Raw genomic sequence first — 12,934 nt, 5'->3', positions numbered from 1 at the left:
CCGCCCGAATGAGATCCGGTCCCGGGACGTAACGCGGCTGCGCGGACCGGGCAAACGGGTCTTGTACCACCTGCACTCGCTCATCGACATCTACAGCCGCTGCACCGTCGTCCGGATGGCCGCCGTCCGCGCCGACGTCCTGACCGCCGTCTACCAGCGCAATCCCGAACGGTTCGTCAACAAGCCACCCACCCCGCCGATCAACGACCACGCCGTCGCCCGGTGATCACCTCGGACGCCGGCGACCCCGGCTCACTCGACGAACCCTGAAACCGACCGACTCACCAGGCTTGACACGTTCCGCGTCTCGTCGTCGACCAGGACGAGGCCGCCACCATCCGGGTTCTCCACGTGCACGGGCGGGCTCGGCCTTGCACCGAGCCCGCCGCTCCAACTCCACCCGTTCCTGATCGCTCGCTGTGACGCTCACCCGGTTCGGCGTACGTCGTTGCCCGGGAACGTCAGGAACACCAGAACCTGCGTCACGCCACCGACTAGCGCTGCAGTGTCAGCACGCCCGGCCGGTACGGCAGGAGGCCGTAGTCCATGCCGTCGGTGCTGGGGTCGCGCCCCTGGTAGAGGAACTGCAGATTGCAAGGGTCAATGGTCTTGGTCTGGTCGGGGTTGGTGCGAACCAGATCGCCGTGGCTGATGTCCCTTGTCCAGGCCGTCGCGCCGCTGTTGGCACTGCCGGCGAAGGGGCTGGTCACGGTGTCGGCCCCAGCCTGCGGTGTCCACGTGCCGCCGAGGCTGGTGGCCGTGAACGAGCGGAAGTAGCGACCGTACCCTGTGTAATTCTGGGCCTCGACGATCATGAGGTACTGGTTCTGACCCTGGACCTTGTAGACCTCGACGGCCTCGAACAGGTTTTGCGGCGTGTCGCTCATGATCTTCGTGAACGAGCCGAAGGTGCCCGGGAAGTTGCCGATGGGCATGCCGGCGCGGTAGATGCCGCCCTCATCGTCGGCGAAGAACATGTACATGTTCGTGTCGTCGCCGATGAGGGTCACGTCGAGGGGGCCGCCCTTCGGGAGGGTGCCCGTGAACAGCTCCTGCTGCGCGGACCAGCCGTTGGGGTCGGTGGGGTCACTCGATGTGCGGTATCCGAAGCTGTATGGCCAAGCCCCGTTGTAGGCGAGCACCCAGAGGTTCTTCGGGGCGAAGTAGAACAGCGTCGGCGCGATGCCATCGAAGGGGATCGTGTTCTGGGTGGCGGTGGCCATGTCGGACCAGTTCGTGAAGGGGCTGAAGGTCGTCAGTCCCCACCTCCCGTCCTCACCGGCGAGGGTGTTGTGCGTCGTGGCATAGACGATGTGCTTGCCGTTGTGCTTCACGGTGGTGAAGTCCTTGAGCGCGACCCACCCCGCCTTCGGCTCCGCCAGCGGGCCGGTCGATGTCCAGCGGTAGGTCGACGGAAGAGCACACGCGTTGCCCGCCCCGGACAGGCCGGTCCACTTCTGGTTGGTGCCGCCGTGGCACGACCAGAGCTGCACCGCCGTGCCGTTGGCCTTGCCCCAGCCCGAGACCTCCAGGCACAGCCCGGACCGCACGCCGACGATCGTGCCGTCGGGGTTCACCCGCCACTGCTGGTTGTCACTGCCGTTGCACGTCCAGATCTGCACCGGGGTCCCGGATGTGGTGGCGCCGTCCCGGACATCCAGGCACTTGTTGCCGTACACGGTCAGCTGGCTGCTGTCCGTCAACGTCCACTGCTGGTTGCTGCCGCCGTGGCAGTCCCAGATGTGCACGTTCGCGCCGTCGGTCTGACTGAAGCCCGCCACATCGAGGCACCGGCCGGAATCAACACCGCGCACGTCGCTGGTGGTGGCCGCCCGCGCCGGGCCGGCGACGAGCAGCGCCGCCAACGCGGCCAGGGCCGCAACCACAGCGGCGAGCACCGCGGGCGGACGTCCGCGACTGAAACTACGTCTGTGCATAAGGACCTCGTCATCCTTGAGCAAGCGACTCCGGTTCGGCCCGTCAGGGGCTGTCCGGAGGCGGCGTGGTGCGGCCCTGAAGTGTTCGGCATAGCGAACAAAGGTCGAAGTGTCGAGCAACTGGATAATAGGGTTCCGGTGATCAGCGTCAACACCTCTCGCGAAATTCACAAGCCGGAACATTCACAGACTGAAACCAGGCGGCCTCAAGTCCCATGCGCATACAGGTCTTTGACTGTGAGTCAGGTAGCGGTGCGGGCGCGGGCTTGGACAGGCACCGTTGCAGTACTGGTTGCCGCCGCTCCCGAAAAGGTTGCCGCCCGGTCCAAGTCGAGGGTGTGAGGGGCCACGGGCAGCGGGTGCAGGCGGGTGCGTTCGACCGTCTAGCGCGGAGGCCGGCGCCCTGCCTGTCTCGCGGTGGACGCGGGTGTTGACCTGCTGGCAGAAGATCGCGCAGGCCCCGCGGAGTTCGGCGAAGCTACCGTACTTCTCCCGCAGGTTCACGGAGGTCGGGATCAGGTCCGTCTTCGCGATACGGACGGTGGCCTCGCTGCCCTTTGGACTCGGGATCGAACGGGACGCAGGTGTGTATTTGCAGGCCGTAGTGGCGTCCTGCGGCCACGACTTGAGGATGACGGACCGCGATCCCGGTGACCCGGTGACCCGGTGACCCGGTGACCCGGTCGATGGTCATCGCCTTCTCGTTGTCGGTGAGTAGATAGGTCGGTGCCTCGCCGATCGCCCGCAAAGTGGAGTCGATGCACGAGATCACCGTGGGCGGGGTCCGGTCCCAGACCGGGATCACCACCCGGAAGCGGGACCACGCCAGCCACGCGCAGAACAATAGCGTCTCGCGCTCGCTTCCACCGCCCGGACCAGGCACTTTCGGGCCCCATCCCCAGTCGAACTGCAACCAGAGACAGGGCTCGGCGATCCATGGCCGGAAGTACGACGGTGGCCGGCCCGCCACTGTTCCCTTCGCCCGCGCGACCGCCCGCCGCGTCGTCCGCTCGTCCCCGGTGAACCCCAGTAGCTGGAGGCGTTCGTGGAGCTTGCCGTCTCGCACCGTGAGCTGCGACCGGTCGACCCACTCCTCAATCTTGGGCATGAATGGGTCGATCAAGGATCTTGTGCTGTCCGCTCTCAACTCCTAGGATCCGTGCCGTCCGAAGTATCGGTTCATGTTCGCAGTGTCGAACGCGACCCCGGCCGAAGCGGCTTGCGCATGGTGCACATGCCGCGCATGACAGCACCCGCATCATCCGTACCAGTAAGGCTCTCCCCAACGCCAAGTGCCGGACTTGGAAGGGTGCACCCGGCATTCGTGCGGCGAGCCCCGATCGCCTCCCGGAGCATCGTGTGACGTCACCCGCACCATGCCACGCCCGCGCCTGTGCCGCGCGGCCGTGGTCCTCCTATTAGGCCTGGCGCGGCCGGCCCGTCCGACCCGCAGGCCGTGCCTGGGGCACGCCGGTCGTATCCCAGCCCCGTCCTGCCTCCCCCACCCCGCCAGGTCACCCCACTGACCGGCGTCGACACCGTCGACGGAAGACCGTGAAACCGAAGCGGGAAGGGAACCACAATGCACTGGCCCCACTGCTGCGACCCCTCGGAGGCCGCGTCCGCTATCTCGGCTGGCTCCGCCGACCACAGCTGTGGAAAATCTTCGCCGACCACGACGCCCTGGTGATGCCCTCCACCACCCTCGAAGCCATGGGTCTGGTCGCCCTCGAAGCCCAAGCCTGCGGCCTGCCCGTCCTCTACCAGCCCGTGCCCGGCCTGAACGAAACCCTCGCCGCCACCGCCCTGGCCACCGACTTCACCAATCCCGCGTCTCTGACCCGAGACCTCAACCGGCTCCGCACCTCGCCCGGCCTGCTACCGGCCCTTCAAACAGCGGGCCGCACAACGCGGCCCGCTACCCCCTCAGCACAACCGCCGCAGCACTGACCGACCTCGGCAAGCGACTGAGTCGACCTGCCCGTGGCGCAACCGAACCTGCCTGCGTCTCCTCACTACGCTGACCGACGGGAACCCACGGCACGCATCGATCGGGAGACCATGACGCTCGACACCGACCACATTCACCAGCTCCTCCACGACGGCGTCCGCGACAAGGTCTACCCCGGCGCCGTCTGGGCTGTGGGCGACAGCGGCGGCACGCAGGCCAGTGGCACCGTCGGCGTCCTGGATCCCGACCACCCTGCCGAGCCGATGCGACTCGACACGATCTTCGACGTCGCAAGCCTCACCAAGATCCTCGCCGTATGGTCCACCATCGGAACTCTCGTCGAGGACGGAAAACTCGAACTGGACAGTGCTCTGGGCGACTTCTGGCCCGCGGTCACAGGTCACCCGCTCGCCCGGGCCACCGCCCACCAGTTGCTCACGCACACCGCCGGCGTCCCGCTGCGCGCCAACCTCAAGAACCTCTACGGCACCGATCCTCAAGACGTCCGCGACGGCGTCCTTCACGAAGCCCTGCACCGCCCACCTGGCGAAGCCGTGGAATACACGGACCGCGCTGCCCTCATCCTCGGCTACCTCGTCGAGCACCTCTCCGGCCACACACTCGATCGGTTCGCCGCCCATCGCGTCTGGCAGCCACTCGGCATGACTGACACTCGCTTCGGCTCACTTCCCGCCGAGGCTGCAGCTCGCTGCGCGCCGACCGAACTCGACGAGACCAGTGGCGCCCATCTCATGGGAACCGCCCATGACTTCTCGGCGCGCCTACTGGGTGCCGTGTGCGGCATCGCGGGCGTGTTCTCCGTGCTCGATGACCTCGCTGTCTTTCTCCGCCACATGCTCGAACCCGCTCGGTCCACCCAAGAGCCGGGGTTCGGCCGCAGCTGGGTCAAGGAGTCCCTCCAGATCCAGACCGGCGGGCTCCTCCCCGCCCGCGGCCTGTTCTGGCATCCGTCCCCGGGCACTGCGGCCGAGATCGACGACGTCTGGGTGCACTACGGATTCACCGGTACGGGGATGTGGATCTCTCCCAGGCAGAGCCGATGGGCAGTCCTGTTGACCAACAAGCTCTACTTCACGCGCGATCGCGAACCGCTTACCCACGTACGCAACGAGTTCCGTGCCGTGGCGTTTTCCTGACCGCCTCGGCAGGTCAGTGGTAAGGCGGGTCTTGTCCAGGCCCAAATAGCGGCTTCTGCGCAGGCCGCAGCGGCGTAGCCCTTGGGCGATGGTTCCTTCGACGCCGGCGCGGGTGGCCTAACGCTCGTCATCGGTTGCGTCGGAAGCCACGTCAGCCCGGAATCCCAGCGCTACATCGCCGAGCGCGTTCCCCACGCGGAGCTGCACATCTTCCCGGCCACCGAGGCGAACTCGCACTTCGTCTTCCTGGAGAACCCGCCGGCCTTCGACGCCGTCATCGACAAGTTCCTCAGCTGAACCACCACCATGGCGGGCGCGGCCCTCGCCGCCGAGGAGGGCGACTCCGGCTCGACATACATGAGCTGGCCGCGCCAGGGGTCCGAGTCGACGCCGAAACGGTGGCCCTTGCCGTCCACCTCGGCGTAGTACGTGTAGACCAGCGAGCGGTCACCGGCGGCCAGTTGCCCGGCCGTCAGATCTATGCGCTCCTCCCCGGACAGGCGCCCGTGGAACGTCCCGCCGCTGAGTGCGATCGCTGAGTGCGATCTTCGACGCAGCCGTTCGGGGTACGGGCCGTACTCGCCGATCGGCAGATACGCCTCAATGAACTCCCGCTCAGCGTCTGTCAGTTGCACTCGCGTCATACAACAAGATCTGTCAGATCAGGTACAACTACGAGGGCGAAACCCGCAAACTGATCACAACCCGATACAGGCCCTAAGCGGCCTTGGTGACGTCCGGTGCGGTACCGCGCCCCGTAAGGGGCGCCGGGAACTGAGCCCCCACCGGCCCGCGGCTTCATCACCGCGCTTCCAGCGGAGCGCTTAGCTGGCCGGCGCGATCTGAATGCCGGCAGAGCCCAACCGATCGGCTTCGCCCGGCCCTTGGCAGGGTCGAGAAGGCTGGTGCCCCCTCGGTGTCACGGGCCGATGTCCCTACGGTGTGGCGTGAATGTGGGCAGGAACCTTGCGTAAACCTTGCTTGACTGGTCAGCGCGGGTCGGGGCGTGAAGCTCGCGGGGCGGCAGCCCTGTGCGCGGATTGTGCAGAGCGACGGCGGGGGAAGGGCATGACGGAGTTTCTGCTGCTGGGCACGGTCGAGTTACGGGGCGCGGATGGCGCGGCCGTGGATACGGGGCCGGCCAAGCAGCGCACGGTGTTGGCGGCGTTGCTGGTGGACGCGGGCCGCTGGGTGGCGGTGGAGACGCTGATCGACCGGGTCTGGGGGCAGGACCTGCCTGCCCAGGTGCGCCCCTCGCTCTACGCGCACATCGCCCGGATCCGCCGGATGCTGGCAACTGTGGCCACACCCCTCGATGCGGGTACGGACGGCGCCGGCGCAGGGCCGCAGCTGCGGCGCGGTCCGGGCGGCTACCTGCTGGACGTGCCGGCCGGCCACATCGATGTGCACCGGTTCCGGCGGCTGGTCGAGCAGGCCCGCGCCGCAAGCGGCACGGATCCCGAGCGGGTGGGGATGCTGCGGGAGGCACTCGGGCTGTGGCGTGGTGAGCCGCTGGCGGGCCTTGCCGGTGCGTGGGCGGAGCGCACCCGGCAGAGCTGGGAGCAGCAGCGGATCGAGGCGGTGCTGGCCTGGGCGGAGGCCGAGTTCCGCGTGGGCCAGCACGAGGGGGTGATCGGTGCGCTGACCGACATCGTGGCTGCGCATCCGCTGGTCGAGCCGCTCGCCGTGGCACTGATGCGGGCGCTGCAGGCGGCCGGGCGCGGTCCGGAGGCCCTGGCCTGCTACGCCGCCCTGCAGAAGCGGCTGGCCCAGGAGCTGGGCACGGACCCGGGCGGGGAGGCGCAGCGAGCGCATCAGGCGATCCTGCGCGGCGAACCCGCCCCGCCCGAGGCCCACAGCCCGCGGCCGTCCGCCGAGCCGGAGGCCGGTCGGGCGGTGCCGGCGCAGTTGCCGTTGGAGGCGCGGGGGTTCACCGGCCGGCAGGAGGAGCTGGCCCGGCTGGACGGAATCCTGGCCGTGGCGGAACGGCCGGCCGCGGTGATGGTCTCGGCGGTGTCGGGCACGGCCGGGATGGGCAAGACGGCGCTGGCGGTGCACTGGGCGCACCGGGTGGCCGACCGGTTCCCGGACGGTCAGCTGTATGTGAACCTGCGCGGCTTCGACCCGTCCGGGACGGTGGTGACGCCCGATCAGGCAGTGCGGGGCTTCCTCGACGCGCTGGGCGTACCACCCCATCGCGTCCCGGTGGATCTTCAGGCGCGGGTCGGCCTGTATCGCAGCCTGCTGGCCGGGCGGCGGCTGCTGGTGGTTTTGGACAATGCCCGTGACGCCGACCAGGTTCGTCCGCTGCTGCCCGGCGCTCCCGGCTGCCTGGCCGTGGTGACCAGCCGCAACCGTCTGACGGGCCTGGTCGCCGCCGAGGGCGCCCACCCCCTGACCCTGGACCTGCTCTCACCGGCCGAGGCCCGCAACCTGGTGGCCCACCGCCTCGGCGAACACCGGGTGGCGGCCGAACCGGACGCCGTGCAGGAGATCATCACCCGGTGCGCCCGGCTCCCGCTGGCCCTGGCCATCACCGCCGCCCGCGCCGCCACCCACTCCGTCCTCCCCCTCAGAGCCGTCGCCGAGGAGTTACGCGACAGCCACGGCAGTCTCGACGCCTTCGCCGGGGGCGATCTCACCACCGACGTACGGGCCGTCTTCTCCTGGTCATGCCACGCCCTGTCCGCCCCGGCCGCGCGCTTGTTCCACCTGCTGGGCCTCCACGCCGGGGCCGACATCTCTGCACCCGCCGCAGCCGCCCTCGCTGGGCTCCCGCTCCGTCAGACCCGAGGCCTGCTGGTCGAACTCACCGGTGCCCACTTGCTGACCGAGCATCTAACCGGGCGGTACACCCTGCACGACCTGCTGCGTGTCTACGCCGCCGAGCGCGTCCTCGCCGAGGAGACACCGCAAGAACGGGGCCGCGCCGTCGAGCGGCTCCTCACCTGGTACCTGCACACCACAGACGCCGCCTATCCGTTCTTCACCCCGGACCGCCGGCGGGTTCCCCTCGACCCGTTGCCCGCCTCCTGCCACCCTCTTGCGTTCAGCGCCTACGACCAAGCCCTGGAGTGGTGCGAGAGCGAACGCTCCAACTTCGTCGCCGCGGTGCGCCAGGCCGTCGCCGTCGGCCGACCGAGCATCGCGTGGCAACTGCCCGCCACCCTGTGGGGGTTCTTCTACCTCCGCAGCCATCTGCAGGACTGGCTCGACACCACCCGGATCGGCCTCGACGCCGCCCGCGCTGCCCACGACCGCGTCGGCGAGGCATGGGGTCTCATGGACAGGGCGTGCGCCCTGACGCAGGTGCACCGGTACGACGAGGCCATCGACCACTTCCGGCAGGTGATGGTCCTCTGCCGGGAACTAGGGGACACAGTCGGCAGGTGCCAGACCCTGTCCAACCTGGGCTACGTCTACCGTCGAATCGGCCGGCCGGACAAGGCCGTCGAGTACGGCCGCCGAGCGCTCGTCGTCAACCGGAGTCTCGACTACGCCGTGCGCGAGGGAACCATCCTGGTCAATCTGGGCGACGCCTACGAGCAGCTCGGGCGGTGCGAAGAGGCCATCGGCTGCCTGGAGCGGGCGCTGACCGTCCTGCGCACCATCGATGATCGCTGGAGCGAAGGCATCGCGCTCGACATCCTCGGCACCGCCCACCACCGGCTCCAGCGCTACGACGACGCGGTCGAGTACTACCACCAGGCGCTCGACACCCAAGCCGACATCGGCAATCAGTGGGGACAGGCCCACACCCTCGGCAACCTCGGCGACGTCCACCTGGCCGCCGGCAAGCCGGACGCGGCCCGCAAGAGCTGGCAGCAGGCACTGGCGATCCTCGAGAAGGTCCGCCACCCGGACGCCGAGGAGATACGGGAAAGACTCCGCCGCCTGCACGAACTCCCGCCCGACGCGCGGCCGGATCCCGCCGCCGACCGGGAAGCGAGCCCTACGACGCCGCCGTGACACCAGGCAACAACAGGTGGTGCTACACGTACGGGTGACCACGATGGTCAAGGTGATCGAGCTGGTCGACTCGGCCATCAGGCATCGGTGGCGGTCATGCAGGTCCTGGAAGGAGCACGGCCACACGGGCAGTGGGTCACCGCCGCCCGGCATCCGCTCGACCTGGAGACGGATCAACGTACCCTCGACGACCGGGAATTCGCCGTCGTGGTTGATCCAGGCAGAGCGGTGGGTGAGGCGTGGGGTGGATGCGGTCCCAGGGCCACTGCATGGCACAACCGGGCAGCCGCTATCAACAGCAGATGATCAAGACTGCTCTGCGGGGCCTTGAGGCCGCCGCCCAGGTCGTCCTGCCGCTCGCCGCCGCCCCGCCGGCTCATGCCGCGGAGACCGTGCCACTCGCCATCGCCGTCGACCGCCTACCCCTGGTCACCGCATCGAGGCAGGGCTACCAGCGCACCTCCTTCAAGCACTGGAACGCCGGAAACAACCCCACGGGCGGCTGCAACATCCGTGCGGAGGTGCTCATCTCAGAAACCGTCGAAGCGCCGGAGATCGGCCCCGGCAGCTAATATCCGATCTTTCCCCGCGTGCTCTTCATGCTCACCGGTGCCTCCCAAACCAGGCTGGGCAATCGGATGAGCGATCTGCAGGGGATGGTTGCTCAACACCCGCTTGCTGCGGCCCTCGCCCACGAAGTCCCGCTCGGAGCCGCCGTACTCAAAGACATCGAGCAACACGGTTCCGCCCAGACGGTCTGGACCCTCTCGTCGGCGGCAAGCCCCGCCCGTGGACCGACCTGTGAAGACTCCGCCCGCCCACGCCCTTTGGTCATCGGCTCAGCGCCCGCGTCGGCACCGAGCGGTTCCCTACGCTGCGCGGACTGCGCTGGGGTTCGCGCGTACGACATCGCGTTCGGCGCGCTACCGGGTGCTCCGCCGCCGCTGGTAGACGGCGCCGGAGCACCCACGGGTGGTTCACCGGTGCGTCACTTACGCACCCAGAGCTCGTAGTCGCTGAATGCACCGCCGCATGTGCACTGGTACTGGTTCCAAGAACCAGCGTTGATTCCGCCGTTGCCGGCCGAGATGCACGTGCTGGCCCAGAAGTATTCGCCGATGTACTTCCAGCCGCGCCCGGCGGGCGGGCACTCGGGGTCGTCGCCCTTCGGGCTGACGTCCTTGGCCAGCGCGGTGCGAACGCCCGACACCGAGCCCGAGTCGGCACTCGACGACGCGGCGACGGTGGAACAGGCCTTGGCTGAGCCTGTGACTTTCCCCTGGGAGTTGTCTCCCGCTGGCGCGGCGGATGCCGAGGTCGTCAGACCGGCGCCGGCTAGTGCTAGTGACGCGAAAGCCACTGTGATGGCCTTGCGTAATGCCATGGTTCCTCCTGCGTGTGATGGGTCCTGAAGCTGTGCCTCAGACGTCGAACGGCGTACCTGCCGAGCTGCCAAGCTGCCAAGCTGCCGAGCTGCCGAGCTGCCGAGCTGCCGAGAAGGGTGAGCCGGCAGACGCGGTGATCTGCGACATGCGCAAGCCATCAGCTCGCAACTCAACGGCGTCGCCCGGCCCTTGGCGGGGGTCAAGAGAGCCGGTGCCCCCTCGGTTCCACGGGGCCGTTGCCCCACGGTGGGGGGTGAATGTGGGCAGGAACCTTGCGTAAACCTTGCTTCACTGGCCAGCGCGGGTTGGGTTGTGAAGCTGGCGAACGCTGGCAGCCCAGTACGCCGGCACGAGAGCGTACTCCCGCGACTGTCCAGCACGGTGCAGCCGGGCCAGTACCGTCTCGGCGACGTCCTTGCTGATCCGGTCCGCGGCGTCCAGGGCAAACTCCTCGTCCACGGCCCAGTAGGAGCGCTTGCCCCGGCGTTTGCGCCACAAGCGGTAGACCAGGGCGTACGGCTCGGCCAGCCACAGCCGCTCCCACTGGCCGTGCGACCGCCGCGCTGAGCGCGGGCAACTCCTCGGCATCCTTGTACAGCTCGGTGACCAGCCTCACCAGGTCCTCATATGAGTGGTCTGGCTCGCGGAGGACGGTACTCATGAGCGGCCCACCCCCGGCTGCGGCACAGCGGTGTTGAGGGCATATCGAACGAGCACCGGCGGGTGAAGGAGCGTACGTTGAGGCGCGACGGCAACCATGGCCAGAGAGGCTATTCGGGCCACCGCCAGAGTCCCACCTGTGGCCTTCACTCACGCTGACGCGCCGGAAGGACAGCCTCGGTTGACGCCTCGTCACCTTCTCCAAGATCAGTCCCGGGGACACTCTGCGCACCACTGGACGGGCACATCGATGCCCCGGCCAAGGACATCAGACGAGCCACTGGCTGTTTGGGGGCCGTCGATGAATTAGTGGGTTGCTTGCGCGACCCGGCTGGGCCTCCGGCTAGCACGTCCTCACCTACGGTCACCTCGTAGGCGAGTTGGTGCACCGTCTGACCGGTCTGCCGTTGCGCGACTTCGTTCGCCGTCACATCGCCGAGCCGCTCGGTGCCGATTTCCGGATCGGGCTGGAGGAGGCCGACTTCGGGCGGGTCGCCGACGTCAGTACCCCGGCACTCGACTTCGACCCGTCGGTACTCGACCACGACTCCGTCGCGTACAAGACCTTCACGGGCCCTTCCTTCCGTGCGCCGGCGGCCAACTCCGCGGCCTGGCGCGCCGCGGACCTGGGCGCGGCAACGCCCTGTCCCTCGCCGACATCCTCACGCCGGTGTCCCAGGAAGGCGCCACCGCCCACGGCAGACTCCTGCGACCCGACACCGTCAAGCTCATCTTCGACGAACAGTCCCGCGGTACGGATCTCCGTCAACGGCCTGCACCTCAGATGGGGCCTCGGATACGCACTGCCCGACCGGCGCACCCTGCCCTGGATCCCCGACGGACGCGTCGCCTTCTGGGGCGGCTGGGGAGGCTCCATGGCCATCATGGACCTCGACCGACGCATGCCGATCAGCTACGTCATGAACAACATGGGACCCGACATCCTGGGCTCCCCACGAGCCGCCGCCTACGTCACCGCCGCCTACAACGCCCTCGGAATCAACGCCCTGTCCTGACGGCTACCCCCCGGCTACTGCGCCGCGCGCTCCACACCGCGATCCGGCCGCGCTCGCGCCGGTTCACCGCGTCGTTCAGGTTGTCGATTACTTTCCCGCCGGGTGCGCCGTGTCGCAGAGGTTCCGTAGCCGGTCGGCCGATCGGACCGGGAGTGTGGCCGGTCGGCAGACGCGGTGTCAGGAGGGCGCGTCTAGCGTCGTTCGGACCGGCCACCATGATCGAGGGGAATGTTCGATGGAGCAACGAGGGACGACCGGAGTGCACGCCGACGCCGATGCCGTGGCCGGAGGGACCACGGAGTTCGAGTCGGACGTTGTTGACCTCCTCGTGGAGACACTGCGGCGAGCGGTCAGAAGCGAATTGCCGTGGGGCCGTTCCCGTGGTGGGCAGCCAAGCCGCCATGCGGAAACCGCCGTTCGCCAGGGCTCCCGCTCAGCGGGGCACGGGCCCCTTCCTGCCCGACGCCGGAGGGAAGACGGGCCGCCGCGCCCGGAGAGGTTTCAGCGAAGGCCCCTCGGCGGGCTTCCTCGTCGTACTGCTGACAACGGCAGTCCTGAGATGAGCTGGTCCCAAGATGAGCTGGTGATCAGAGTCCTGATCGCCGTCGACGAGGCACTGATGCGTGCGGGAATCCGGCTGATCCTGGAGAACGCCGAAGACATCGAGGTGGTCGCCGAGGCGGGCAACGGTCGGGAAGCCGCTGCGGCGTGCCGCGCCCAGGACATCGACGTCGCCCTGCTCGACATCCAGATGCCGAGCAGGAACGGAATCGCGGCCGCCGAGGACATCGCCCGGCTCTCGCCCCGCACCTGCTCGCGACCGACTACAGCATCGACCGCCATCTGTCGATGGCGTACC

7 protein-coding genes and 6 pseudogenes are annotated in these 12,934 nt (G+C 68.5%); 8 read left to right on the top strand and 5 right to left on the bottom strand.

All coding sequences use genetic code 11. From position 1 onward, the window contains the following. The first annotated feature begins 61 nt into the window (after nt 1-61). Entirely contained in the window at nt 62-226 is a 165-nt protein-coding gene (locus tag ACTWQR_RS36570; RefSeq protein ID WP_443231537.1) for a hypothetical protein, read from the top strand. A gap of 268 nt (nt 227-494) precedes the next feature. Here the strand turns inward: ACTWQR_RS36570 and ACTWQR_RS36565 are convergent, their stop codons facing one another. Both ACTWQR_RS36565 and ACTWQR_RS36560 read right to left on the bottom strand, forming a co-directional pair. Then, on the bottom strand, nt 495-1,937 hold the full coding sequence (locus tag ACTWQR_RS36565; RefSeq protein WP_443231536.1) for a non-reducing end alpha-L-arabinofuranosidase family hydrolase: 1,443 nt from the start codon (nt 1,935-1,937) through the stop codon (nt 495-497). A 335-nt stretch (nt 1,938-2,272) separates the two neighbouring features. Beyond that, nucleotides 2,273-3,057 (bottom strand): annotated as a pseudogene (locus ACTWQR_RS36560) (IS21 family transposase); the annotation flags it as partial. Nucleotides 3,058-3,518: 461 nt separating this feature from the next. Between ACTWQR_RS36560 and ACTWQR_RS36555 the strand changes: the two are divergent. Continuing rightward, a pseudogene (locus ACTWQR_RS36555) lies at nt 3,519-3,961 on the top strand (glycosyltransferase); the annotation flags it as partial. Nucleotides 3,962-3,998: 37 nt separating this feature from the next. Continuing rightward, entirely contained in the window at nt 3,999-5,045 is a 1,047-nt protein-coding gene (locus tag ACTWQR_RS36550) for a serine hydrolase domain-containing protein (RefSeq protein WP_443231535.1), read from the top strand. 123 nt (nt 5,046-5,168) lie between these two features. Here ACTWQR_RS36550 and ACTWQR_RS36545 read toward each other — a convergent pair. After that, nucleotides 5,169-5,578, bottom strand: a pseudogene (locus ACTWQR_RS36545) (alkaline phosphatase family protein); the annotation flags it as partial. Between the two features lie 535 nt (nt 5,579-6,113). Between ACTWQR_RS36545 and ACTWQR_RS36540 the strand changes: the two are divergent. The 3 genes and pseudogenes from ACTWQR_RS36540 to ACTWQR_RS36530 form a co-directional block, all read left to right on the top strand. Continuing rightward, a complete protein-coding gene (locus ACTWQR_RS36540; protein ID WP_443231534.1) occupies nt 6,114-9,014 on the top strand; it encodes an AfsR/SARP family transcriptional regulator in 2,901 nt (966 codons plus the stop codon). Between the two features lie 302 nt (nt 9,015-9,316). Further along, on the top strand, nt 9,317-9,586 hold the full coding sequence (locus tag ACTWQR_RS36535) for a hypothetical protein (RefSeq protein WP_443231533.1): 270 nt from the start codon (nt 9,317-9,319) through the stop codon (nt 9,584-9,586). Beyond that, nucleotides 9,587-9,819: pseudogene (locus tag ACTWQR_RS36530) on the top strand (replication-relaxation family protein); the annotation flags it as partial. It abuts the gene before it with no gap. A gap of 183 nt (nt 9,820-10,002) precedes the next feature. Here ACTWQR_RS36530 and ACTWQR_RS36525 read toward each other — a convergent pair. Beyond that, a complete protein-coding gene (locus tag ACTWQR_RS36525; protein WP_443231532.1) occupies nt 10,003-10,398 on the bottom strand; it encodes a hypothetical protein in 396 nt (131 codons plus the stop codon). Nucleotides 10,399-10,687: 289 nt separating this feature from the next. Continuing rightward, a complete protein-coding gene (locus ACTWQR_RS36520; RefSeq protein ID WP_443231531.1) occupies nt 10,688-10,987 on the bottom strand; it encodes a hypothetical protein in 300 nt (99 codons plus the stop codon). Nucleotides 10,988-11,421: 434 nt separating this feature from the next. Between ACTWQR_RS36520 and ACTWQR_RS36515 the strand changes: the two are divergent. Together ACTWQR_RS36515 and ACTWQR_RS36510 are read left to right on the top strand one after the other, a co-directional pair. Next, nucleotides 11,422-12,075, top strand: a pseudogene (locus ACTWQR_RS36515) (serine hydrolase); the annotation flags it as partial. Between the two features lie 235 nt (nt 12,076-12,310). Further along, a pseudogene (locus tag ACTWQR_RS36510) lies at nt 12,311-12,871 on the top strand (response regulator); the annotation flags it as partial. Between the last annotated feature and the right edge of the window lie 63 nt (nt 12,872-12,934).

It is taken from the genome of Streptomyces sp. 2A115, from assembly GCF_052245575.1.
In the GTDB taxonomy this organism is placed as follows: Bacteria; Actinomycetota; Actinomycetes; order Streptomycetales; family Streptomycetaceae; genus Streptomyces.
Note: the sequence above shows the minus strand (reverse complement) of the source record. Positions and strands in the feature narration are given on the sequence as shown.

What these genes read in the sequence shown, in the direction of transcription:
- ACTWQR_RS36565 (WP_443231536.1), bottom strand. Translation starts at nt 1,937, where the DNA reads ATGCACAGACGTAGTTTCAGTCGCGGACGTCCGCCCGCGGTGCTCGCC.
- ACTWQR_RS36540 (WP_443231534.1), top strand. Translation starts at nt 6,114, where the DNA reads ATGACGGAGTTTCTGCTGCTGGGCACGGTCGAGTTACGGGGCGCGGAT.
- ACTWQR_RS36535 (WP_443231533.1), top strand. Translation starts at nt 9,317, where the DNA reads ATGATCAAGACTGCTCTGCGGGGCCTTGAGGCCGCCGCCCAGGTCGTC.
- ACTWQR_RS36520 (WP_443231531.1), bottom strand. Translation starts at nt 10,987, where the DNA reads ATGCCGAGGAGTTGCCCGCGCTCAGCGCGGCGGTCGCACGGCCAGTGG.
- ACTWQR_RS36550 (WP_443231535.1), top strand. Translation starts at nt 3,999, where the DNA reads ATGACGCTCGACACCGACCACATTCACCAGCTCCTCCACGACGGCGTC.
- ACTWQR_RS36525 (WP_443231532.1), bottom strand. Translation starts at nt 10,398, where the DNA reads ATGGCATTACGCAAGGCCATCACAGTGGCTTTCGCGTCACTAGCACTA.